The sequence below is a fragment of the Streptococcus vicugnae genome (assembly GCF_016461705.1).
Classification (GTDB): Bacteria; Bacillota; Bacilli; order Lactobacillales; family Streptococcaceae; genus Streptococcus; species Streptococcus vicugnae.
Window position 1 is genome coordinate 46,531 of the sequence record NZ_JAEMHW010000001.1, and the last position, 24,942, is coordinate 71,472.

Sequence of the window (24,942 nt, forward strand, 5' to 3'; positions counted from 1 at the left end):
TTCATATTTTAACACGTTAAAAGGATTAAAGCAAGAAATATGCTGGCTTTTTTTGTTTATATTGCGTTTTCATTGATTTTTTGATCAAAAGAGACTGGAATTAAACCGAGTACTGCTTTTTCTGTCAACTTTTCAACCAAATGAATATCAATATCACTCTTGGTTGCCATCATTTGATAAACTTCTGCTCCTTCATGATAATAGTAGTCAGTAATTGAAAAGCCATTTCTTTCATAAAAGTTGACACGTTTCAGACGTTGCTCATAATTATCTGCTTTCTCATCTAAAGGTTCCATAGCTAGAATTATTGGTCTTTTATTAGCTAGATGTTTGATATCTTGTAAAATAGCAGAGCCATAACCGCGAGAACGGATTTGCGTGTTAACAGCTAGAAAGAAGAGGTAAACAACCTCTTCATTTTGCAACAGGTAAGCCAAGCCAACAAAGGTATCACCGTCGTAATAAGCATAAAAATCAGCTAAACTTCTACATGTATTTAAAAATAGCGGAAAATAAGGTAGGCGCTCCACAGCCGGAAACGCTGTAAAATATAAGTTTTTGACATCACGATAGTTCTTAGAAAAGAACTTGACCTTTTGTCGTTTTAATTCCATTGTAAATTCACCAATTCATTCATTTCTTGATAGGCAGTATCAACTTTTTCTTGCATATTAGCATCAAGTTTATCACGATACTTACCACCCTTGATAAAATCTTCTAAAATAAGCGTGCGATAATCTGAAAGCACAAAACCTTCTGATCCTATCACGCCCTTGCTCCAAACCCAAACCATTGTCGGGTGAGCTTTGACAGTTTTGATTTTGGTTTTTTGATTTTTCTTTTCAAATGTCACATCCATCAACAGACCACGTTCTGTCCAAATGTCATCTACTGTTTCTAACCGTTGATTCGAAATAAAGTTCCCCATTGAGTAGATAATGAATTTCTTTTCACCGTCCTTTTCAACGGTCTCAGAAGACTCAACAACATGTGGGTGTCCACCAAAAATAACATCTGCTCCCCACTCGATCATCTTATGGTAAAGCGTAACTTGTTCTTGAGTGGGTTCACGTTGATACTCCACACCCATTTGTGGCATGACAATCGTTACATCTGCTTTCTTTTCAGCTTCCTGAATTTCTGCTTTCATCTTATCTTCATCCAAATCAGACATATGTTTTTCATAGTCTTCAGATGACAGATTTGCTTCTAAACCATTATAAGCATAAGAATAACCTAAAATAGCGATTTTGATACCATTAACATTTTTAATTAAAATATCTTCTTTGTCACGGTCTTTCTTATAAACACCGATACTTGGCATGCCCAACTTATCAAATGTTTTTACCGTATTAATGGCACCAGAAAGACCTGAATCTAGGATATGATTGTGAGCCAAATCAACCACATCATATCCTGTGTCTTTCATAGCGTCCGCAATTTCACTGGGTGCATTAAACAACGGATAGCCAGCTAAAGGATAATCTGGGCTGATTGTTCCCTCGTAATCACCAATAGCTAAATCAGCACTTGAAATCCAGTCTTTGGCATATTCAAAGAAAGGCTTGAAATCATAAGTCCCATCAGCCTGTTCAGCACTACCGTAAAGACCATTATGAATAAGAATATCGCCATTAGCCATGACACGCGCCGTTTTCACCCGGCTTGGATGAGCTTTTGACTGGTGAGTCTTATCACTTGGGGAATGCTTTTCAAAAGCTAAACCATAAAAAGCTGCTCCCAATAAGCTAAGCAAAATAAATGCCAAGCAAGCAAAAGTTGTCTTTTTATAAATTATCCTATCTAACATCCTTAATCACACCTCCATGTGGTTATTATACCATTTTATGATTAGGCTTTCAGGATTTCACTGGCACTGAAAAAGTTGTTAAATAAGTAAGGTATTCAAGCTTAAAGATTAAAAAGCGAATCGTTAATTTAATAAATCTTCGAAGCTCAAGCTACTGTGTTTTATAAAACTACACTTTCACAAACAAAGAGACTAAGATTTTATGTCTCAGCCTCTTTTTATCAATTATAGTAAGCCATCAATCAAGTCATCAACTTCATCATGTTCTGCTTGTGGTGTAATTGTTGTCACCTTAATTCCAGCAACCGCACGTTCAACAAGTCCTTCAACATCCATACGTTTTTCATATTGTTCAACATTCTTGATTTTTGGATTAGTTTTTGGACGATCTGGTGCAAAAATCGTACAGCAATCTTCGAATGGTTGAATAGAAATGTCAAACGTATCGATTTTTTGTGCAATATCAATGATTTCTAATTTATCCATTGTTACAACTGGACGAATAATTGGTGTTGCAGTTACGGCATTAATGGCGCGCATACTTTCAAGCGTTTGACTAGCCACTTGTCCAAGACTTTCACCGTTAATGATAACCAAACCATTACGCTCTTCACGAATGCGGTCTGTAATGCGCATCATGAAACGACGTGTCAAAGTCATCAAGTAAGCTTCAGGAGCTTTTTCTTTGATTTCTTCTTGAATTTCAGTAAATGGAACTTCAATGAAATCAATGTTACCACCAAATTTTGTCAATTTACGTGTCAAATCTTGAGCTTTTTTAAGAGCACCTGGACTTGTGTATGGAGGGCTAGCAAAGTGAACAGCTTCGATATCAACACCACGTTTAAGGGCAAGGTAACCAGCAACTGGTGAATCAATACCACCAGACAGCATCAACATCCCACGGCCAGCTGTTCCAACAGGAAGACCACCAGCACCTTTAATATTTTCATATGAAAGATAAGCTGCTTCTTCACGAATCTCAACTTTTAGGTTGACATCTGGACCTTTCATTTGAGCTTGAATATCCGGTAAAACTTCAAATACTGCTGAACCAAGGAATTGGTTCAATTCGCGGCTGTCCATTTCAAAATTGTGGTCACTACGTTTACTTGTGATTTTAAAAGTTAATCCTTCATGATAAACGTCTTTCATGACATCTTGAACAGCTTTTTTGATAGTTTCAAGATTCTTTTCAACTTTGTAAGAAGGTGAGAATGCTTGAATACCAAAGATTTGTTTTAATGATTCAGCAACTGGGACATAATCTGTTCCATTCAAAAAAATGTGAGCGCGGTCACGATCAGCCACAACACGCACATCAGGATAAATAGAAAGAACGTGTTTCATGTTACGTTTCAATTTGTTGATGAAACGCATGCGGTTCTTTCCTTTAGTTGATAATTCGCCGTAGCGAACCATAATTTCTGAGTATTGCATAATTTATTAAAGAGAAGACTCTCTTTATCCTTTCTTATTGATTATCTTACTTTTTTTGTCTTTTCGTAAACTTGTTTGAAAATTGTTAAGAATTGTTCCACTTGTCCCATATCATTGTCGTCATCAAGACTAATGCGAACAGCTGATTGAGCCAATTTTGTTGGAACTCCCATAGCAATCAAAGTACCTGCTGGTTTTCCAGCTTTTGATGAACAAGCTGAAGTTGTTGAAATATAAATTTCATGCTCTTCAAAGGCATGAACCACAACTTCTCCACGAACACCTTTAATGCCAAATGTTAAAATGTTTGGTGCAAATGTATCATCCTTACCAGAGAAAATGAGGATATCCTCGTGTTTAGCAAGTTCATCATAGATGATTTCTTTCATTTTAGCAATTTTTGGAAGTGCATAGGCCTCTTTGTCTGTAACCAAACGAAGAGCTTTAGCTGTCGCTGCAATACCAGCAACATTTTCAGTAGTTGAACGAAGATCGCCTTCTTGACCACCACCAGCTAGCAAAGGGTTGAGTTTTTTACCTTCTTTTTTATAAATAAAACCTACACCACGCACACTGTGGAATTTGTGCCCAGAAAAGCTTGCAAAATCAACACGATCTGTTAGATAATCAGCAGCTGGAATTTTCCCAATTGCTTGGACAGCATCCACGTGGAATGAAATTCCTGGTTTATCAGCCAATAGTTCTGAGATAGCTTTGATTGGTTGGATAGAACCGATTTCGTTATTAACAGCCATAATTGATACAAGAGTTGTATCTGGACGTAAAAGCTCTGCTAATTTTTCAACATCAACAAACCCTTTTTCATTAACAGGTGCATAAGATACTTCAAAACCGTGTTCGCTTAGCCATTTTGCAGACTCTTTAACAGCAGGGTGTTCGATATCAGAGACAATAATGTGTTTTCCATAACGCTCTTTTTCAAAAGCAACACCTTTAAGAACCCAGTTGTCACCTTCTGTACCGCCAGAAGTGAAAATAATCTCTGTGCTCTTAACCCCAAGTAGATCAGCAATTTGTTTACGACTGGCTTCTAAGATACGACTAGCTTTTGTTCCTAGATTGTGTAGACTTGAGGGATTTCCGTAAATTTTACTTGCCACTTCCTGATAAGTTCTTAGCACTTCAGGATAGGGAATTGTTGTGGCAGAGTTATCAAAGTAAATCATTTTTTCTTCCTTCACAAAAAAATCAATACTACCATTATAGCACAGTCTCTTATAAGTGTGAAAGCTTTAATCCTAAGTTTTTTAAGGCTATTTTTAAGAAAATGCTTTAAAATATTTTCTGAAAGAGCCCCATCTCATACTGGACTTTTAAAATGAAAAAACTATAATAGAATCATACGCGAAAAAGGAGTTAAAAATGTCTCAACATTATTCAAGACGTCAAAAAAAATCACAAAAAGATAAGGAACAAGCCCCATCAAAGCATATTAAAAAAGGCTTCTCCGCTTTTCAAAAAACAATTGCACTTATTGGTTCTATCCTTAGTATTATCGTAGCCAGCATTACAATCACTAACGCTGTGAAGGGATCTTCAAATCAGAAACCAACTGAAAAGTCAACTACAACTGTTGTTATTAAAGAAGGCAACAAGGGTAACAATAGTAAAACTGATACATCAGCATCAACCACTTACTCAAGTTCAGCTTCAGACAATACAACTTATAACGACGATGCTGACACAACCTACGATTCAAGTTCAGAAACACCAACCTATAGTTCAAGTGTTGACACAACTCAAGACAACACTCAAACAAGTTCTCAAGCAACATCTGATACTACAGCAGGAAGTGCTACTGAAACAAATCAATAATATCAAAGAGGAATGGGCTAATAAGAATTCCTTATCAGCCCACCTCTTTTTTACTAGGAAAATCAAATGACGACTTATATTGAAACACTAAATTGGATTCACTCTCATAAAGCTAACGGACGCAGACCAAGTTTAGAGCGTATGCGATACCTTCTGGATTTACTCAATAACCCACAGGATAAATTTCCAGCAATCCACGTTGTCGGAACAAATGGAAAGGGTTCAACAACAAGTTTTCTACAACATATTTTAACAAAGTCAGGTTACAAGACAGGAACGTTCACTTCTCCTTTTATCACGCGCTTTAACGAGCGAATCGCTATCAATAGCAAGGAAATTTCTGACCAGGATTTGGTAAAAACTGCGCAGGCTATTAAGCCTATTGTCGAAAACTATGATTTTCAAAATAAAGTCGGTAAAGTAACAGAATTTGAACTTGTTACTGCGCTCATGTTCTACTATTTTGCTAAAATCAATCCAGTCGACATAGCTGTCATAGAAGCAGGTATCGGCGGAACTTACGACTCAACTAATGTCTTTACAGCTAAAGCCGTCATTTGTCCGTCAATCAGCATTGACCACCAAGATACCCTTGGAGATACTTTGACAGAAATTGCTAGTCACAAAGCTGGCGTTCTAAAAACTCATGTTCCTTTTATCTTTGGTAAAATGGCACCAGACGTTCAACAAGTTTTTTATCAAAAAGCCAAAAACTTGAATTGTCCGACCTTTGAGATTAATAAAGACTTTTCAATCAGTGAAAACGGCAGAGCTTTTTCTTTCACCTACCAAGATAGAACTATATCAGACATCACTTTGTCAATGCTTGGACACCACCAAAGAGCTAATGCTTCATTAGCAGCCATGGCGGCTACCATCCTTAAACCTGATTTTGCTAACATTACCGAAAAAAGTATTAAAGATGGTTTACAATCAACAATGTGGGCTGGACGTTGCGAACTTATCAGAGATAACCTCATGCTAGACGGTGCCCACAATGAAGATTCCATCGCTAAATTAGCCGATCTTCTAAAAAAAGAGTTTTCAAATAAAACCATCCATATCCTTTTTGCAGGAGTAGGACGTAAACCACTCAATCAAATGCTTGAGGAATTGTCAGTTTACGACTTATCTGTTACAAGTTTTGACTTCTATCAGGCACAAGCTTTATCGGATTATCCTGAACAATACACCAAAGTGGCTAATTACAAAGATTGGCTTACACAAGCTAAACTGAAATCCGATGACTTATTTGTTGTCACGGGTTCGCTTTACTTCATTTCTGAGGTTCGAAATTACTTGCTTAATCAATAATCCCACCTGATTTTCAGATGGGATTTTTCTTTATTTTAGACTTTCAGCAAATTTACGTTTGATAAAGTTAGCTGAATTTTCAAGCTTGGCTTCTTCTTCTGCAGGTAATGTCAATTTAATTTGTTCAATAATACCTTCTCGTCCAACAATAGCTGGATAGCTAAGGTAAGTATCTAATGGTTCATAGTAATTTGAAACAGGAAGTTCTTCATGACTATCTGAAACAACGGCAAGTGCTAAACGAATCGCTGCGCTTGCAATACCATAACTAGTGTATTTCTTACCATAAAAGACAGTATGACCACCAATCATAGCCTCATGAGCAATTTCGTCAAGTGTTTCATCGTCAGTAAATTTTGAAATAGGTTGACCTTTAACCCGAACTTGACTCCAAGCTGTAAATTGTGAATTACCATGTTCACCCAAATTGTAACCATAAACACTACGAGCATCAACACCAAATCGTTCTGAAACAGCACGTTTCATACGAGCCGTATCAAGTAGGGTACCAGTTCCAATAACACGTTCTTTTGGAAGTCCAGAGTAGTGTTGATAAAGGCTAGTAATCACATCAACTGGATTTGAAATAGCAATAATAATGCCTTTAAAACCAACTTCTTTCAATTTTTTAGCAACACCAGGCACTTCTTTTGCAGTAAATGGCAACTCAGCAAAACGGTCTGCATTAGGATTATCTTGGAGTTTAATATTCCCTAAAGCAGAAATCACCACATCAGCATCTGCTAAAGCTTGATAATCATTAATTACAATATTAGCATGTTGATTCAAATTTGCTGCTGCATCACGAAAATCGACGGCATCAGCTGTCACTTTCTTTTCATCTATATCAATTAGTACATAATCATCAAATGCTCCCTGAGCAATCAGCCCATGAGCAACTGTTGAGCCGACATGACCCATTCCAATAATTCCGACCTTACGTGACATAAAACAACCTCCTTATAAAGTTATCAATCATTATAGACCTTTCATCCTGAAAATACGAAAAGAACCTAACAAGAAATGTTAGGTTACAATAGTTATTTCAAAAGATCTTGTAGTGGTCCAAAAATGATTTTTTCAAGATCTGCTACATACACTGATAATGATTGTTGCGCACCAAGATAGGCTTTCAAAACTGGATTTGCTTCAATTTTAGCCCCTAGTTCTTGCATTTTAGTTTGTTCATCACCTGTAGGCATTTGGCCAGATTGCAATTTTGCATAAAGCCCTTGTTGGAATTCAGTAAATTCTTTAAACAAGGCTTTGGCTTCTTCATCAGCATCAATGGCTGCGCGGCACTCTTGTGCTTTTTTGTATTCTGGAAGAACACGGATTTCGCGTTCCAATTCGTTTGCTAAATCATAAATATTTGCCATAATATATCTCCTTAATTAATATGAACTTTATAATCAGTATTTTCACTAATAACCTTTTTAGCATGCTCTAAATCTTTAGCATTCTTAAACGAAATCTGTAAGATACCATTGATATCTTCACGATTTTCCTCGTTAACGTGAATGTTAACCAAAGACGTTCCACGAAGTAATTCCAAGATTCTTAAGATAACATCTTCTTCGTCAGGAACATCCACAAAAAGATCAAAGGCGCTTTCTACACCACCACGTTTATGAATTTGCATTTCCTTACGTGTCTCTTTAGCATGGTTGAAGTAATTCCAAATGGCATCACCATCACTCTTAGAAATAAGTTCTTTAACCGCATCAAGTCTCTCTTTAAAATCATCAATGCGGCCTATAACTGCTTCTTTATTTGTCAAAAGAATGCTGGTCCACATTCCTGGCTCACTTTCGGCAATACGTGTCATATCTCGAAAAGCACCAGCTGCAAAATGATTAGCCATTTCGTGTTCAGTCGCATAATCACCCGCTTGTTCCATCAAACTTGCAGCAAGAATGTGAGGAAAATGCGAGATTTGACTGGTCACACGATCATGCTCAGCTGCATCGATTTCCACATAACGTGCGTGCAAGCCAGACAAAATTCCTTTAAGTTCATCGATTGTTCCATCAAGCGTTAAAGAAGATGGTGTAAAAATATAATAAGCATTCTCAAAAAGATTAACATCGGCAGCAATAGCACCTGATTTGTGTGAACCTGCCATTGGATGTGAGCCAACAAAACGAACCTTTTTACCAGCTAAGTACTTTTCACCTGCTTCAACGATTTCACCTTTGGTTGAACCAGCATCAGTTATGATGACATTATCTTTCAAATCCATTTCAGAAAGGATCTTAATAAATTCAATCGTTTGTTTAATTGGAACCGCCAAGATAATCACATCAGCCAATGGAGCAAATTCTTTAAAATCTGCTGTCGCTTGATCGACAATACCACGTTCAAGAGCAACATTACGCGATTTGTCAGAACGGTTGTATCCTAGGATTTTATAATCAGGATGGTCTCGTTTAATCCCTAAAGCAAGGGAGCCACCAATTAAACCTAAACCTGCTACGTAAATCACTTTATTTTCCATAGTTTCTCCATTTCCGGATTACAATTCCTTATAGAAAGAAGCTGAGCACCCTAGTCTCAGCTTCAGTCAACTGTTTATGCATTAAAAATGTTTGACATAATCACGATGACGAGCGACAGCTTCTTTTAATTCTTCGAGATTGTCAGAAGAGAATTTTTCAAGAATCTCATCAGCCACAACTGTTGCTACAACAGCTTCCATAACAACACCAGCTGCAGGAAGAGCCGTTGGATCTGAACGTTCAACAGTTGCTTTGTATGGTTCATGTGTTTCAATATCAACTGACATCAAAGGTTTATAAAGCGTTGGAATAGGCTTCATGACACCACGAACAACGATTGGTTGTCCATTCGTCATTCCACCTTCAAAACCGCCAAGATTATTAGTGCGACGAGTGTAACCTTCTTCTTCGTTCCAAAGGATTTCATCCATTACTTGGCTTCCTTTAAGGTAACCATCTTTGAAACCTAAACCAAACTCTACACCTTTAAAGGCATTGATAGAAACAACCGCACCAGCAATCTTAGCATCAAGTTTTTTATCCCATTGAACGTAAGAACCAAGTCCAACAGGAACGCCACCAACAACTGTTTCAACCACACCACCAATGGTATCCCCATCTTTCTTGATTTGGTCGATATAATCTTTGATTTCTTGCTCACGTTCTTGGTTAACAATTGAAACTTCAGATTGACTTGCTAATTCTTTAATTTGTGAAACCGTAAGGCCTTCTGGAACATCGATTTCTTTGCCACCAAATACCACCACGTGGTTAGCAATTTCGATATCAAGTTCAGCCAAAATACGTTTAGCAACTGCACCAACTGCCACACGCATTGTTGTTTCACGTGCAGACGAACGCTCTAAAGAATTACGCAAATCTTCAAATCGATATTTCATACCACCAACAAGGTCCGCATGACCTGGTCGTGGATGAGTAATTTTACGTTTTGTTTTTAAGGCATCATCAATATCTTCAACAGCCATAATATCTAACCATTTTTGATGGTCTTTATTAATAACGTTGAGGGTAATTGGAGCACCAGTCGTCTTACCGTGACGTACACCAGATGTGATTTCAACTTTATCTGACTCAATTTTCATACGTCCGCCGCGGCCATAGCCGCCTTGGCGACGTTTTAAATCAACATTAATGTCGTCAGCAGTTAAAGGAAGTCCTGCAGGAACTCCTTCAATAATTGCAGTTAAACGCGGTCCGTGAGATTCACCAGCTGTCAAATATCTCATATTACTTCTCCAAATACTCTTTCATCTCTTCAAGGGGGATCTGATTAATCGCTGCACTACCAAGCTCTGGTACGATGACGGTCTTAATCATTTTACCGCGAGCTTTCTTATCATGTACTAAAGCACCATAAAGCTCATCAACATTCCAAGGGTGATAGTCTGTTGGCAAACCAAATTTTTGGCACATATCAAAAATGTCTTTAGTAATGCCTTTAGGCATTAAACCTTTCGCTTCGGCAACACGAGAAATTTGTACCATACCAATCGCTACAGCTTCACCATGCATCACTTTACCATAACCTGCTGTTGCTTCCACAGCATGTCCAATGGTGTGACCAAAATTAAGATAAAGTCGAACGCCATTATCAAGTTCATCTTCCACAACGACTTTACGTTTTACATTACATGAACGGTAGATAATGCTCTCAGCATGATTTAAAATGCTTTCTGGTGAACCATCCATAGCAGATAGTTCATCCCACAATTCAACATCATCGATCAAACCATATTTGATCACTTCTCCCATCCCTTCAATGAGCTCACGTTTTCCAAGAGTTTGAAGAGTTTCAGGATCAATTAAAACACCATCCGGTTGCGTAAAAGTACCAACCATATTTTTGGCAAATGGCGTATTGACACCAGTTTTACCACCAATTGATGAATCGACTTGAGCAGTCAAACTTGTTGGAATTTGTAAAAAATGAATGCCACGCATATAAGTAGACGCTACAAAACCAGCTAAATCTCCAACGACACCACCACCAAGTGCAACAATACCATCGCTACGTGTCATGCCGTTTTTAACCAAGAATTCATACGCTTTATTAACTGTTTGAAGATTTTTTGAAGCTTCACCTTCTAGAAAATCAAAAACAATCACTTCAAACCCAGCATTCTCAATGCTAAGTTTAACTTTTTCGGCATACAAACTTCCAACATGGTTATCTGTAATAAGGGCGATTTTTTGAGGTTGCCATAATGACTTTACCCAATCACCGGCTTTAGCTAAGACACCTTTTTCAATCACAATATCATAAGGTGTTTGAGGGAGATTAACATTCAATTTCATTAGCGTCACCTATATTATCCTATTTTGTATTGTACTTTTCTTCTAAAGCTGACCAAATTTCAGCTGTTGGCATAGTCTCACCAGTCCAGATTTCAAATGCTTCTGCAGCTTGGAACAATAACATTCCCAAGCCATTAAGCGCTTTGAGACCTTTGATTCGTGCTAATTTCAAGAATGGTGTTTCAAATGGTTGATAAATCGTATCAGCTACCAACAACCCTTCAGGAAATTCAAAATCTTCTGTGATAATCATTGATTTTCCATCCATTCCAACACTTGTCGCATTGACAAAAAGTTGTGATTCCAAAACCTTTTCTTGAATTGTTTTCAAATCTTCGACTGGATAAACTGTGATAGATACACCAGTTTTATCAGATAGTTCTTTAGCTTTATCTCGAGTCACATCCAAGAACTGTGTCTGATTGAAAATGTTAATATGACCAGCACCATTTAGTGCTGCTTGTGCAATAAGAGCCGTTGCAGCTCCTCCGCCACCAAGAATCGTCATTGTTTTGCCTTTGACATCAAAATCAGCAAAAGTAGACAGACTTCTAAAGAAGCCAATACCATCTGTATTATGGCCAACCAATTTGCCGTCACGATTAATAACAGTATTAACCGCACCAATCAGAGCTGCTGAATCAGTCAATTCATCCATATAAGGCATGACTTTTTGTTTGTATGGCATTGAGATATTAACACCAAACATGTCATAACGTTTAACATTTTCCAAAGTAACCGCTAGATCTTCCTCAGGAATATCCCAGGCAACATAAACACCATTAACACCAGTTTTGTCAAAAGCGTAATTATGAATGAATGGTGAAATAGAGTGTTTAATTGGCGTTGCCACAACAGCGGCTAAGCGAGTGTATCCATCAATCTGCATCAAGTACCTCCCTAATACGTTTCATATCGGCAAGAGCAACCTGTCCAGGTGCACTTGTTTGGTCTAGGCTTGCAAAAGACCATGATGATCCAAAAACGTCAACAGCAAAACGCGAAACGCGTCCTAGTTTCCCCATTGACATAGTGGCATACTCTTGTTCAGGATTTAACGTTTTAAATCCGCGAGTATAGTTCATCAAGTCAATAACATCTTGTTCACTTTGAGGCATAACAGCAACTTTTACCACACGAGGGGCTAAAGACGTTAGCTCAGAAAATGATTCCATCAAGTTTTCAGGAGTCTCTTCAAAATTATGATAAGACAAAACTAGATTTGGAAACTCTAACATTTGTTGAAAGGCTTCTTTATGTGAAAAATATTCAAAGTCAATATAATCTGGGTGGTAAATAGCATTGATATTTTTCAAAAGTTCAACATATTCATCGTCAGATAGGCTCAGATTACCACCTTCTCTATCTGTACGAATGGTAAAAATAATTTCTCTACCGGAAAATTTTTCAAAAATAGCTGGCGCAACAGTCATAATATCTTCTTTGGCTAGGTAATCAGCTCGCCATTCGATAATATCGACATCTTCAAACCTCGAGATGTCAATCGACTGCGCCTCTTCTAAATCTTTCGGCATAATAGGTACTACTATCTTCATTTCTCAACCTTTATTGTAAATACTTTCAAATAATTACTGCTCATATCTGCTTTGTTAACCGTGAAATCACTTGGCAATTGTTGCAAGCGAATATACTCATGCTTAACAGAAGCAAATCCTTTTTCCAATTGTTTCTTAAACTGTGCCACAGTCAAATTAGCTGCATTTGTAGAAGCAATGATTGTGCCATCATCTGATAGAACTTCCAATGCTTGGCTAATTAAACGGTGATAGTCTTTAGCAACAGAAAATGTTTGTTTTTTATTACGAGCAAAACTTGGTGGATCGATAACAATCAAATCAAAAGTCAAGTTTTTACGCTTAGCGTATTTGAAATATTCAAAAACATCCATGACCACAAAATGATGATTAGTCAAATCTAGGCCATTAGCTTCAAAATGCACTTGAGACAATTCACGAGAACGTTTCGCTAAGTCTACAGAAGTTGTTTCAGTAGCACCACCCATAGCAGCTGCAACTGAAAAAGCTGCTGTATATGAAAACATGTTCAGAACACGTCTTCCCAGACCTAGTTCATTAATTAAAGCATCACGGACTTCATGTTGATCTAAAAAGATACCTGTCATCAGACCATCATTCATGAAAACACTGTATTTGACACCATTTTCCAAAATTGTAAAGGTTTCAGGTGCTTCTTGACCATAAATGTGAGCTGACTCATAATCAAGTCCTTTAAAGCGAATTTTTTCATATCCGCCTTTTACCGTAGGATAAACTTTTTGAAAGGCTTCGACAATGATATCACGATACTGATAAACAAAAGTGTTATACCAAGAAAATACAACAAAATCAGCATAACGATCTATCGTCACACCACCGAAATTATCGCCATCTTGATTAAATAATCGGTAAGCCGTTGTTAAATCAGAATTCTCAAAATGTTGTCGCTTTTGCTTAGCCTTGCTAAACAAGCTAACAAAATAAGACTCTGTCAAATCAATCTTTCCTGTTCCTAAGAACCAACCAATTCCTTTATTCTGACGAGAAAGATAAGCCGTTCCTAAAAACTGACGTGAATGATTATAGAGTGCAACTAATTGATTATCTAAACCAAGTTGATGAAAATCTTTTCCATCCAAAAGTTGAATACCACGCTTAATTTTCTTTTCAACGAAAGAATCCACGTATAGTTTGTTCATGAAGCCTATTATATCAAAAATTCTGAATTTTTCCCACTAAATTTTATATTTCTTACCTATTTTACAGTGCAGTAAACCATATCTAGCATGGAAAAAACGAACAAAAGAAGAAACCGATTCAGCCTTGACTACTATTAAGTAAAAATTTCCACCTTTCTTTTCACCAGAATATCAAAAAATCAGACAATACTATTACCTTAGGTTGGCCAAATCCCTTAAAAACAAGGTACAGTTCCTTGTACTAAAAATCTTGTCTTTGTGTTATAATTGAAACTGAGATTTTATCTTTAGGAAAAAAAGAATAAAGGAAGTTCCTACAGTGAAAAAAATGAAACAAATTATCTCTCACGTGGTTAATACACGTTTGGGATTTATTTTGACACTTTTGGCCTTTTATTGGCTTAAAACTATGTGGGCTTATCACGTTGACTTTAGTCTTGGACTAGAGAATCCGTACCAACTTTTATTATCAATTGTCAATCCTATTCCTCTCGGATTGCTTCTACTCGGGTTAAGCCTCTATATTAAGAGAACACGTGTTTTTTATATCGTTAGTTGGATTATTTACACAATATTAAATATTCTTCTTATTTCTAACTCGATTTATTTCCGTGAGTTTTCGGATTTCATTACTGTAAGTGCTATGCTGGCAAGCAGTAAAGTTTCTGCTGGTCTTGGTGACTCAGCCCTTAACTTACTGCGTGTTTGGGATATTATTTACATTATTGATTATATCGTTCTACTTGCACTATTTGCTACTAAGAAAATTAAAGTTGATAATCGTCCATTTAACAAACGCGCTAGCTTTGCTATTACAGCCTTATCAACTCTTTTATTTTCAGTTAACCTTTTCATGGCTGAAATTGATCGACCAGAGTTGTTAACACGTGGCTTTTCAAACGTTTACGTTGTTAGAGCTCTCGGCTTACCATCATTCACAGCCTATAGCGCTAACCAAACCTACCAAACAGAGAAGGTTCGTAGTGAAGCTACAGCTTCAGACTTAAAAGAAGCAAAACAATACGTTTCTGAGCATTATGCAGCCCCTAACTCAAAATATTATGGTATCGCCAAAGGAAAAAACGTCATCGTCATCCACTTAGAAAGTTTCCAACAATTTCTGATTGACTACCATTTGCAAGTTGATGGAAAATCATATGAGGTCACACCTTTCCTTAATTCACTTTACCATTCAAATTCTACTCTTGCATTTTCAAACTTCTTCCACCAAGTTAAAGCTGGTAAAACTTCTGATGCTGAGACCTTAATGGAAACATCACTATTTGGACTTAGCAGTGGTTCTTACTTAGTTAACTACGGTGGTACAAATACAGCTTACGCTGCTCCATCAATTCTCGGACAAACCGGTGACTATACAAGCGCTGTGTTCCATGGTAACGTTGGTACCTTCTGGAATCGTAATAACGCTTATAAACAATGGGGCTACAATTATTTCTTCGATTCATCTTATTTTACAAAACAGAATAGTGAAAATTCTTTCCAATACGGATTAAATGATAAATACATGTTTGCAGACTCAATTAAATATCTTGAGCACATGCAACAACCATTCTACACAAAATTCATTACTGTAAGTAACCACTACCCATACACTAGTTTAGCTGGGAATTCTGATGAAGAAGGTTTCCCTCTTGCTAAAACAGATGATGAAACTATCAATGGTTACTTCGCTACTGCAAACTACTTAGATTCTGCCATCAAAGCTTTCTTTGATTACTTAAAAGAATCTGGATTATATGACAACTCTATTATCGTACTTTATGGTGACCACTATGGTATTTCAAATTCACGAAATACAGACTTGGCACCACTTCTTGGAAAAGACTCTGAAACTTGGACAGGTTATGACAACGCCATGTTACAACGTGTTCCATATATGATTCATATCCCTGGATATACTGAAGGCCACATCAGCAACACCTTTGGTGGTGAAGTTGATGCATTACCTACACTTCTACACCTACTCGGAATTGATACAAGTAACTTTGTTCAATTAGGTCAAGATTTATTATCTAGTGACAACAAACAAATCGTTGCTTTTAGAACTTCAGGTGATTATGTTACTCCAACATATACAAGTTACAGTGGTCGCTTATACTATACTGACTCTGGTCAAGAGATTACAAATCCTGACGAGAGCACTCAGGAAGCAACTAAATCCATTCGTGATGCAGTTGCAAAACAACTCTCCGTTAGCGATGAAGTGCAAACAGGTGACCTTCTCCGCTTTGATAACAATGGTTTAAAAGAAGTTGACAACTCATCTATTTCTTATACCGATTCTCTGAAATCACTTAAATCAATTGAGAAAAAACGTGGAGATCAATCAACAAGCTTGTACAGTGAAAATGGAAATCAATCAACTGTCGATCTCTTCAAAGCACCAAGTTATATGCAACTTCACGAAAGTTCTACCAGTGCTGAATAATACAAAAGACTTGCCTATAGGCAAGTCTTTTTTTATCCCCACAAGCAAAATAATCATGACCTACTAGTGCTTATACTTACTGTCAGTAACTAAGTATTCTAATCTGACAAATCTAGCAAAAAAAAACTAACCAAAGGTTAGTCTTTTAATTAATTCTTATTTACCAAGTTTAGCTTTAGCTGCATCTGCAAGAGCTGTGAAAGCTGCTGCATCGTTAACTGCTAAATCAGCAAGCATTTTACGGTTAACTTCAATTTCAGCCAATTTCAAACCGTGCATCAATTGTGAGTATGACAAACCGTTCATACGAGCTGCCGCATTGATACGTGTGATCCAAAGTTTACGGAAATCACGTTTTTTCTGACGACGGTCACGGTATGCATAGTAGTAAGAGTTCATTACTTGTTCTTTTGCAGTACGGAACAAGATATGTTTTGCACCATAGTAACCTTTAGCAAGTTTCAATACACGTTTACGACGTTTACGAGATACAACGCCACCTTTAACACGAGCCATTTATATTCTCCTCCAAATAATTCTTAATAATATCGAGTAATTGCTTTTGTCTTATTTAAGACCTGAAAGCATTGCTTTAATACGTTTGAAATCTCCTGAGTGCACCATAGCTGCTTTACGAAGATGACGACGTTGTTTTTTAGTTTTACCGTGGAAACGGTGTGAAGTAAATGCGCGGAAGCGTTTCAATCCACCAGAACCTGTACGTTTGAAACGTTTAGCTGATGCGCGGTGAGTTTTTTGTTTTGGCATTTTAGAATTCTCCTCTTAAAATAGTTTAAAATTGACAATTATTTTTTGTCTGGAATTGGAGCAAGTTGCATGAACATTTGACGTCCATCCATCTTAGCTCTTTGCTCAATAATAGCAATATCTTGCGTTCTTTCTGCAAATTCAGCCAATACCTTTGCTCCAATTTCTTTGTGAGTAATCATACGACCTCTAAAGCGAATTGAGACTTTCACTTTGTTTCCTTTTTCAAGGAATTTACGGCCGTTACGAAGTTTAGTCTCGAAGTCACCTTTATCGATAACTGGGCTAAGACGAACTTCTTTAACAGTCACAACGCTTTGTTTTTTGCGTTGTTCCTTACGTTTCTTTTGATACTCAAATTTGAACTTTCCGTAGTCCATAATTTTAGCAACAGGTGGCGTAGCTTGTGGTTGAATTAGAACCAAGTCAACATTAGCATCGTCAGCAATAGCCTGAGCTTCTGATAATGGTTTAATTCCTAATTGTTCACCATCAAGACCAACGAGACGAACTTCGCGAACGCGGATTTCATCGTTAATGAATAGATCTTTCTTAGCTATGATTTTCACCTCTTTATTTTTTTAGAGAAAAACGAAACGGACTTGATAACTCAAGCCCGCACACACGTAATATTCCTATTGGAATCTTTGACATGTTGGGCCAGACAACCGTAGTCGCAAGGCGAGAAGTTCTCACTTCTGCTTTTCTCATTGATTATATTCTATCATAGAGACTAATCCATGTCAATGATTTTTTCCGCTTTTTCTTGAATAAATTTCACAACACCGTTAATATCAACACCTGTTGTATCAAATGTGATTGCATCTTCAGCAGCTTTTAATGGTGAAACTTTTCGATGACTATCTTTGTAGTCACGTTCTGCAATTTCACGTTTAAGTGTTTCAAAGTCTGTTTCAATTCCTTTTTCTTTATTTTCTTTGAAACGACGTTCTGCACGTTCTTCAACAGAAGCAATCAAGAAGATTTTTAGTTCTGCATCTGGTAAAACAACTGTACCAATATCGCGACCATCCATGATGATTGCACCATTTTCAGCAATGCGACGTTGTTGTCTTACAAGTTCTTCACGAACTTCTGGAATAGCAGCTACCCATGAGACGTTATTTGTCACATCGTTTTGGCGAATGGCAAGGGTAACATCTTTATCGCCAACAAATACTGTTTGACTACCATCTTCAGCGCGACCAAATGACACTGGATTATTAGCCAAAGCTTTTAAAATACCTTCTACATCTTTTTCTGTTAATTTATTTTGTAACGCTAAATACGTTGCTGAACGGTACATTGCTCCAGTATCAAGATAAGTATAGCCAAGATTTTTAGCAATAATCTTGGCTACTGTACTCTTACCACTTGAAGCAGGACCATCAATCGCAATTCTAATTGATTTCATGATTCCTTTTCTTCCTAATTAATGTGTACTTCATCTCCAGGATTTGCATACCAGTATCCTGAAGTCATGTGGTCAGGATTAAGTTCATAGAGTTTGTCAACTGAAATTCCTGCACGTGCAGCAATTGATGCCGCACCTTCACCAGACATAACTGTAATGGTATCCCCATTACCTTCACTTGATGATTCAGTTGTGTCACTTGAATTAGCATCTGTAGACGAAGCTTCCGTTGATTCTTGTGAGCTTTCTGAACTTGTCGCTTCAGATGAAGAGACAACACTAGATGAAGCGCCATAAAAATTGGATGTTTCTGACGCTTTATCACCACCACGATTTGAAGTGTAAAAAACAACAAACAAAATCGCAACAACAATAACAAAGAAAACACTCAATAAAGCTGTCAACAAAGGTGTACTGATAACTGAACCTTTTGTTTTACGGCTAATTCTGATTTCGTTGTCATCGACTACTTTTTCTTCCCATGGTTGTTTTGCCATAATGTCCCCTTGTTAAATATATCAATTCATATTACAATAATAACATGAAAGTATCAATAATTCCTGAAAAATGTATTGCCTGTGGCCTCTGCCAAACATATTCTAATCGTTTTGATTACCATGACGATGGCATTGTAAAATTTGCTGATTCTGATTTACTAGAACAAGCAATTCCAGACTCAGACAAAGACACACTTCTCGCTGTCAAATCTTGTCCAACCAAAGCTCTTACAATTTAGTAGGAGCTTTTTTGTTAGACTTATAAGCTTCAAAATAATCAAGTTTAATAAAATTATCCGTCAATTCAACCGTACCACGAAAATCTGGATGAACTGCCAAAGCATCTAAGAAATACTTCTTAGGCCATTTTCGCATTGAAAAAATTCTATCTTTCTGATTTTTGACTTTTAAAATCAAACCTGACTTATTCACTTCAACACACTCAATTTGTGCAATTGCAAGTCTTGATCTCTTAAATGGATTTAACGAAACAATTCGAAGTTTTCCATCTTCTTCAATCACAAAATAACGATGGAATCCCAATCCAACTAAAATGATAAAAATAGCGAATAACACAAAAAATTGACTTGGTATCTTTGTCCGCTCAAATAATAATGATAAACCGATAAACATCGGAACCATTGCAATCGACCAATAAATAACTGACCAAGATAATTCTGGTTGCCAATGGTATCGAATCTTTCCAAAGATTTTAATCATTACGGTCCTCCATTTAGCTAATTCTAACAAATAGCGCTTAGATAAAGCTTAATTATTTTTGAACGATTCCAATAATAACATCAACTGCTTTTTCCATTGTTTGAAGGCTGACAAACTCAAAGCGTCCATGCATATTTTCTCCACCAGCAAATAAGTTTGGTGTCGGAATACCCATAAATGAAATCTTAGAACCATCAGTTCCACCGCGAATTGGTTCAATAACAGGCGCGATGTCTAAATCTTCCATTACTTCTTTAGCTAACTCTACAGGAGTCATATCTTTTTCAATGACTTTTTTCATGTTGTAATACTGATCACTGAGCGTAACAAGAACACAGTCTTTGCCAAGTTCAGCATTCATTTTATCGGCAATTTCTTGAACTAATTTTTTACGATTTTCAAATGATTCATCTTCGAAATCACGAATAATATATGAACTGTGTGCTTTTTCAACACTACCTTCCATGCCATGCAAGTGGTAGAAACCTTCGTAACCTTCAGTATTTTCTGGACGATCAGCTTCTGGTAATCGATTATGGAAATCAATTGCTAATTGTAAAGCATTAATCATTTGATTTTTAGCTGTACCTGGGTGAACATTACGTCCCATGAAATCAATCTCTAAACTTGCAGCGCTGAATGTTTCATATTGAAGTTCACCAAGCGGACCACCATCAACAGTGTAGGCAAAATCAACATTGAAATCATCAACATCAAATTTATTAGCTCCGACACCAATTTCTTCATCTGGTCCAAATCCTACTCGAATTTCACCGTGTTTGATTTCAGGATGAGCCACCAAATACTCAATGGCTGTCATAATTTCAGCAATACCTGATTTATCATCTGAACCAAGAAGAGTTGTTCCGTCAGTTGTTACCAAAGTTTGACCAAGATAATTATTCAAATTTGGAAATTCTTCTGGTGAAAGAGCATAACCAGATTCACCTAATTCAATAGAACCTCCAGCATAATTGTCGATAATTTGTGGATTGATTCCTTCTGCATTAAAATCGGCTGTATCCATGTGAGCAATAAATCCGATTTTACGTGTTTTTGTTGAATCGTTAGCTGGTAGCGTACCAACAAGATAACCATTTGTTAAATAATGAACATCTTGCAAACCAACAGACTCCATCTCAGGTTTCAAAATGTTCAAAGCGAAATCGACTTGAGTTTGTGTCGATGGTGTTGTAGTACTATCTGGATTACTACGTGTATTAACTTTAACATAGGTTAAAAAACGATTTAATAAGTTTTCGTAAGACATCATTCACCTCTATTTTTCTCGTTAACTATTATATCACATAATCGGTTACAAAAAAACAACCACATGGGTTGTTTTTTAAGTAAGCTTCACTCAAAAATAGTAGAGTTATTTTGAAACATGATAGTAGGCCTTGTTAGCCAAATCACCTGAATTGATATCAGCTGATGAAATCACGCGATCTTTTGAGACGTCTGTGTTATCAGCTTGTCCATTTAGATAATCTGATGAAAATGAGGTCCCTGCAGGAACAATATACAAAGTAACATTTGATCTTGTACCTGTCTGAACATCTAATAACAGAATACCGTTTTGATCGATATCTAACATGTTAGGTGTCATGCCTTCTGTCGCAAGTCCAGTATCATTAAATGTCAAAATATCACCTGATGCATTTTGCCAATTTCCAGCCATAGTAGAATAATTTGCTTTTAAAATAGCACCTGTGTAAATTGGTTCAATGTCTTGTTCGGCTTGTGAAGATGAAGCTTCTGTTGAAGATGATTGACTTTCTGAAGAAACCGATGACGAAGTAATACTTGTACTTGAACTAGAAGTTGTGACTTTGGCACTTGTTTTAGTTGCTGAACTTTGTTTTGTATGATTTTCCGAGTGATTTGTACAAGCTGTCACCATACAAAGTGACAAGACTAAAGTCAGAACAAGTTTTAATCGCTTTTTCATCGTTATTCTCCCCCTTTTACAAAGTAAATCGACCAGTGTAATCAATACTTTCATCTAGCGCATGAGATAATTTTGGTGAAACACTTGTGTATTGCCATGCAGCTGTATTTGAATAGTAAGATAAAGACTTAGCTGATTCTTGATCCAAATAGGTATAAGCATACAAATAATGCGCTACCCAGAGATTTGACAAACCAAATTTAGCTGTGTTTAATTTTCCACCTTTAGTGTCCAACCAGCTTGCCATTGTGTAATAAACATTATTACTATAGCCAAGTCGATTCATCTCATCTTTCCATGCTTGTGTATTACCATTAAGGTCACCATTTAGCATTGCACGCTCTTCCATATCATTAACCATTGTTGTTGATCCTGAAAGTCCCATTGATTTAGCAACACTGACAAAGTACTGTGCTTCTGCTCTTGCTTCTACAGCTGTCTCATAATGAGAATAATGGTAGGCAGATACTTTTAAGCCAGCGTCTTGAGCATTGGCAATCTGTGCTCGAGCGTATGGATTCGTGTATGATGTTCCTTCAGTTAATTTAACAACAACCCCAGTAATTCCTTGACTCTTCAATGATTGATATTCACTAACTGAAATTACACCATTGTGGCTACTAATATCAATGAAATATGATGGGGCGTGAACCGGCTTGTCAGCGTTCAATGCATAAGTTCCGAGATTGAATCCTGAAGTTGTGCTATCAGTGAAATCAACATAAACATGAACCGTATAGTCACCCTTGATATAACCATGATTTTTCTCATTAACCATCACAGTAACCACACCATCATAAACATCAGAAGTTGTATACCAGTGAAGATTAGATTGATTACTTTCAGACCATGCTGCAACAGTAACGGATTTGATTTTTTTAGTATTTTCAGACTCAGCTACACGAACTTTTAAAGTACCACCATTTGCATCATGATTTTGAACCGTTACAGATGGGGCAACAACATAGTTTTCAGTTGCTAAATCAACACCATTTGTTGCTGTTAATCCTTCAAGAGAATGACTAACTTGACTTTGACCATAAACATGAATATTATAATGTCCTGATTCAAAATTGTGTTGTTTTGGTGAAAATGTTAATACATATGTGCCATCTGCTTGTTTAGTAGCCTGATACCATTTAATATCATCTTGACCATTCTTCTCTGTCCAAATTGGAAGCGTAATACCAGTAATATAAACAGGAACATTTGAAACAGTTACTTTAACCTTAGCATCACTTTCTTTAGTAATCGTTGCTTTAACTTCCGGTTTTGGAACGTTGATTGATGTCGCGCTGATGCATGTCATCTTGCCATTAATTACAGCATAAGTATGGATGAGATATGTACCATAATCACCTGTATAAGCTGCAGTCAATTGGCCATTAGCTGGCACTTGATACCACTTAAGATCATCTTGATCATTTTTAGCTGACCAAACGGCATGTGACACCTGTAAATCTGTGCTAATATCACTTGGCATAGTAATTACAATACCATTTTGAGTGAGTTTTGCTTCGACATGGACATCGCCAAATTGATAACCTGCTTCAAAACGTGTTCCAAGAAGACCAACTAAACTATTTGTGACACGACTATTACCATACACATGAACATTGTATGTACCTGATTCAAAGTTATGTGTAGCTTCGCTAAAGATAACATAATAAGAACCATCTGCTGCTTTAGTAGCTTTATACCATTGAATATCATCCTGACCGTTAGCTTCTGTCCAAGTTGGAACTTGAATACTATCAATATAGACAGGCACATCAGTAATGGTTACTTTATAAGTTGTGGCGCTCTCTTTTGTAATTTTTGCTTTAGCACTTGGTTTTGGAACATCAATAGATGTCGCACTCAAGCAAACCATTTGACCCTTGATGACTGCATAGGTATGAATCAAATAAGTACCATAATCACCTATATACTTAGCTGTTAATTGGCCATTAGCTGGGACTTTATACCAAATAAGATCATCTTGATCATTTTTAGCTGACCAAACGGCATGATAAACTGTCAAATCAGAGCTGACATCACTTGGCATAGTGATTGCTATACCATTTTGAGTGATTTTTGCTCCAACATGAACATCGCCAAACTGATAATCACCTTGGAAGCTTGTTCCTGTTAAGCCTGTTAGAGAGTTGGTTACAGCACTTGTTCCATAGACATGAACATTGTACTGACCACTTTCCATATTATGTTCAGCGATACTGAATGTTTTGCTAAATGTACCATCTGCACTTTGACTTGTGCTATACCATTTGATGTCGTCTTGACCATCCTTTTCAGTCCAAGTTGGTAGTTGAATACTTGTGATATAAGCTGGAATGTCACTAACAGTCACTTTATAAGTTGTTTCATCAACTTTTGTAATTGTCACTTTAGCACTTGGTTTTGGAACATCAATAGAACGACCGTTTAAACCAGTCATTTGACCATTAAGATTTTGGTAAGTGTGAATATAGTATCTTCCATAAGACCCAGTATACTTAGCCACAACATGACCATTGCTATCAGCTGTGTACCAAATTAAATCATCTTGGCCATTAGTATCAGACCAAACTGCAAACATAATTTTAGCACCAGCTGGAATAGCTTTGTTATACTGAATATCAAACCCTTTGTTTGTTAGGCTAGCGCTAGTTACTTCTTTAACTGCTACTTTTGATGCAGCCAATTGATTAATTACTTTTTGGCTAACAGCTTGAACATTCGATGTTGAAACCTTAGAATCATTGATAATTGATGATGACAAACTGTTTTCAGATGATACTTCATCTAAATGATTATTTTCAGTCGTTTCAATACTATCATCAAGAGAGTTTTCAACATTCTCTTTCTGCTCTTCAGAAATTGAAGGATCAATCAGACTTGTATTGTCACTGTCAATCTTGTTAATTTCTTGACTATCAACAATTGCTGAACCTTGGTTGTTAACATCGGCTAATTCTTGAGGTTTGTTTTGAACATCAGATGATGGTAATGAGTTAGATGTTTCATTATCAACAGAATTAACAGTATCGTTATTCAACTGTGTTGATTCCGATTGTTCTACCGATGGTTGAACATTCTCAGTTACTGTCGCTGTCGGGCTTACTGTATTTTCATCAGCAAAAACTTGCCCCGAACTTAAAAAAGCTCCTATAATAATCGGAGATATTAGGCAGCTTCGAAGAATATTCTTTTTCAAATCAATCCCCCTCTTTC

General features: G+C 36.8%; 25 protein-coding genes and 1 other annotated feature. Of the genes, 4 read left to right on the plus strand and 21 right to left on the minus strand.

The genetic code is table 11. The features are described 5' to 3' along the window. Positions 1-56: 56 nt before the first annotated feature. From JG537_RS00270 to JG537_RS00285, 4 genes are all read right to left on the minus strand, one after another. The gene (locus JG537_RS00270; protein WP_132869771.1) at positions 57-614 is read right to left on the minus strand and encodes a GNAT family N-acetyltransferase; all 558 of its coding nucleotides are present in this window, start codon (positions 612-614) and stop codon (positions 57-59) included. Then, positions 605-1,810 carry a CapA family protein gene (locus JG537_RS00275; RefSeq protein ID WP_132869770.1) on the minus strand — a complete coding sequence of 402 codons (1,206 nt, stop codon included), beginning with the start codon at positions 1,808-1,810 and terminating at the stop codon, positions 605-607. Before JG537_RS00275 ends, JG537_RS00270 begins: the two co-directional genes overlap by 10 nt. 225 nt (positions 1,811-2,035) lie before the next feature. Further along, positions 2,036-3,250, minus strand: coding sequence for a tRNA uracil 4-sulfurtransferase ThiI (gene thiI, locus JG537_RS00280; protein WP_199542339.1), 1,215 nt, complete (start codon positions 3,248-3,250; stop codon positions 2,036-2,038). Positions 3,251-3,291: 41 nt separating this feature from the next. Further along, a complete protein-coding gene (locus JG537_RS00285) occupies positions 3,292-4,437 on the minus strand; it encodes a cysteine desulfurase family protein (RefSeq protein ID WP_132869053.1) in 1,146 nt (381 codons plus the stop codon). Positions 4,438-4,633: 196 nt separating this feature from the next. Between JG537_RS00285 and JG537_RS00290 the strand changes: the two genes are divergently transcribed. Both JG537_RS00290 and JG537_RS00295 read left to right on the plus strand, forming a co-directional pair. Beyond that, positions 4,634-5,086 carry a DUF6556 family protein gene (locus JG537_RS00290; RefSeq protein ID WP_132869054.1) on the plus strand — a complete coding sequence of 151 codons (453 nt, stop codon included), beginning with the start codon at positions 4,634-4,636 and terminating at the stop codon, positions 5,084-5,086. A gap of 66 nt (positions 5,087-5,152) precedes the next feature. After that, on the plus strand, positions 5,153-6,400 hold the full coding sequence (locus JG537_RS00295) for a bifunctional folylpolyglutamate synthase/dihydrofolate synthase (RefSeq protein ID WP_199542340.1): 1,248 nt from the start codon (positions 5,153-5,155) through the stop codon (positions 6,398-6,400). Positions 6,401-6,430: 30 nt separating this feature from the next. Here the strand turns inward: JG537_RS00295 and JG537_RS00300 are convergent, their stop codons facing one another. From JG537_RS00300 to JG537_RS00335, 8 genes are all read right to left on the minus strand, one after another. Continuing rightward, positions 6,431-7,348, minus strand: coding sequence for an L-lactate dehydrogenase (locus JG537_RS00300; RefSeq protein WP_074481606.1), 918 nt, complete (start codon positions 7,346-7,348; stop codon positions 6,431-6,433). Between the two features lie 92 nt (positions 7,349-7,440). Next, positions 7,441-7,779 carry a YlbF/YmcA family competence regulator gene (locus JG537_RS00305; protein WP_020916975.1) on the minus strand — a complete coding sequence of 113 codons (339 nt, stop codon included), beginning with the start codon at positions 7,777-7,779 and terminating at the stop codon, positions 7,441-7,443. 11 nt (positions 7,780-7,790) lie between these two features. Beyond that, positions 7,791-8,897, minus strand: a complete 1,107-nt coding sequence (locus JG537_RS00310; protein ID WP_132869056.1) for a prephenate dehydrogenase — start codon at positions 8,895-8,897, stop codon at positions 7,791-7,793. An 81-nt stretch (positions 8,898-8,978) separates the two neighbouring features. Then, positions 8,979-10,145, minus strand: coding sequence for a chorismate synthase (aroC, locus tag JG537_RS00315; RefSeq protein WP_074481604.1), 1,167 nt, complete (start codon positions 10,143-10,145; stop codon positions 8,979-8,981). Position 10,146: 1 nt separating this feature from the next. Beyond that, complete coding sequence (gene aroB, locus JG537_RS00320) at positions 10,147-11,214, minus strand: 3-dehydroquinate synthase (RefSeq protein ID WP_132869057.1); 1,068 nt, start codon at positions 11,212-11,214, stop codon at positions 10,147-10,149. Positions 11,215-11,233: 19 nt separating this feature from the next. Then, positions 11,234-12,103, minus strand: coding sequence for a shikimate dehydrogenase (locus tag JG537_RS00325; RefSeq protein ID WP_132869058.1), 870 nt, complete (start codon positions 12,101-12,103; stop codon positions 11,234-11,236). After that, entirely contained in the window at positions 12,093-12,770 is a 678-nt protein-coding gene (aroD, locus tag JG537_RS00330; protein WP_199542342.1) for a type I 3-dehydroquinate dehydratase, read from the minus strand. The genes JG537_RS00325 and aroD overlap by 11 nt, the downstream gene beginning before the upstream one ends. Then, on the minus strand, positions 12,767-13,930 hold the full coding sequence (locus tag JG537_RS00335; RefSeq protein ID WP_199542344.1) for a class I SAM-dependent rRNA methyltransferase: 1,164 nt from the start codon (positions 13,928-13,930) through the stop codon (positions 12,767-12,769). The genes aroD and JG537_RS00335 overlap by 4 nt, the downstream gene beginning before the upstream one ends. Before the next feature lie 319 nt (positions 13,931-14,249). On the opposite strand from JG537_RS00335, the gene JG537_RS00340 reads away from it, so the two are divergent. Beyond that, complete coding sequence (locus tag JG537_RS00340; protein WP_199542346.1) at positions 14,250-16,379, plus strand: sulfatase-like hydrolase/transferase; 2,130 nt, start codon at positions 14,250-14,252, stop codon at positions 16,377-16,379. 156 nt (positions 16,380-16,535) lie between these two features. On the opposite strand, the gene rplT is transcribed toward JG537_RS00340, so the two are convergent. The 5 genes from rplT to JG537_RS00365 form a co-directional block, all read right to left on the minus strand. After that, positions 16,536-16,895 (minus strand): 50S ribosomal protein L20, encoded by a 360-nt coding sequence (gene rplT, locus JG537_RS00345; RefSeq protein WP_000124839.1) that lies wholly within the window; start codon positions 16,893-16,895, stop codon positions 16,536-16,538. 51 nt (positions 16,896-16,946) lie between these two features. Next, a complete protein-coding gene (gene rpmI, locus JG537_RS00350) occupies positions 16,947-17,147 on the minus strand; it encodes a 50S ribosomal protein L35 (RefSeq protein ID WP_003065422.1) in 201 nt (66 codons plus the stop codon). A 38-nt stretch (positions 17,148-17,185) separates the two neighbouring features. Then, entirely contained in the window at positions 17,186-17,716 is a 531-nt protein-coding gene (gene infC, locus JG537_RS00355; RefSeq protein WP_003065423.1) for a translation initiation factor IF-3, read from the minus strand. A 13-nt stretch (positions 17,717-17,729) separates the two neighbouring features. After that, positions 17,730-17,857: a sequence feature (ribosomal protein L20 leader region), on the minus strand. Positions 17,858-17,880: 23 nt separating this feature from the next. Continuing rightward, positions 17,881-18,561, minus strand: a complete 681-nt coding sequence (gene cmk / locus JG537_RS00360) for a (d)CMP kinase (RefSeq protein ID WP_074481598.1) — start codon at positions 18,559-18,561, stop codon at positions 17,881-17,883. Between the two features lie 14 nt (positions 18,562-18,575). Next, positions 18,576-19,058 carry an SAG1386/EF1546 family surface-associated protein gene (locus tag JG537_RS00365; RefSeq protein WP_132869640.1) on the minus strand — a complete coding sequence of 161 codons (483 nt, stop codon included), beginning with the start codon at positions 19,056-19,058 and terminating at the stop codon, positions 18,576-18,578. Positions 19,059-19,102: 44 nt separating this feature from the next. On the opposite strand from JG537_RS00365, the gene JG537_RS00370 reads away from it, so the two are divergent. Then, the gene (locus JG537_RS00370) at positions 19,103-19,297 is read left to right on the plus strand and encodes a ferredoxin (protein WP_132869639.1); all 195 of its coding nucleotides are present in this window, start codon (positions 19,103-19,105) and stop codon (positions 19,295-19,297) included. On the opposite strand, the gene JG537_RS00375 is transcribed toward JG537_RS00370, so the two are convergent. The 4 genes from JG537_RS00375 to JG537_RS00390 all read right to left on the minus strand — a co-directional run bounded on the left by JG537_RS00375 (position 19,287) and on the right by JG537_RS00390 (position 24,925). Further along, the gene (locus JG537_RS00375) at positions 19,287-19,778 is read right to left on the minus strand and encodes an EbsA family protein (RefSeq protein ID WP_199542354.1); all 492 of its coding nucleotides are present in this window, start codon (positions 19,776-19,778) and stop codon (positions 19,287-19,289) included. The genes JG537_RS00370 and JG537_RS00375 overlap by 11 nt on opposite strands. A 52-nt stretch (positions 19,779-19,830) precedes the next feature. Then, positions 19,831-21,048: a peptidase T gene (pepT, locus tag JG537_RS00380; protein WP_132869468.1), complete on the minus strand. Its 1,218-nt coding sequence runs from the start codon at positions 21,046-21,048 to the stop codon at positions 19,831-19,833. Between the two features lie 105 nt (positions 21,049-21,153). Beyond that, complete coding sequence (locus tag JG537_RS00385) at positions 21,154-21,729, minus strand: DUF6287 domain-containing protein (RefSeq protein ID WP_165941986.1); 576 nt, start codon at positions 21,727-21,729, stop codon at positions 21,154-21,156. Between the two features lie 16 nt (positions 21,730-21,745). Then, positions 21,746-24,925 carry a GBS Bsp-like repeat-containing protein gene (locus JG537_RS00390; RefSeq protein ID WP_199542356.1) on the minus strand — a complete coding sequence of 1,060 codons (3,180 nt, stop codon included), beginning with the start codon at positions 24,923-24,925 and terminating at the stop codon, positions 21,746-21,748. Positions 24,926-24,942 lie beyond the last annotated feature (17 nt).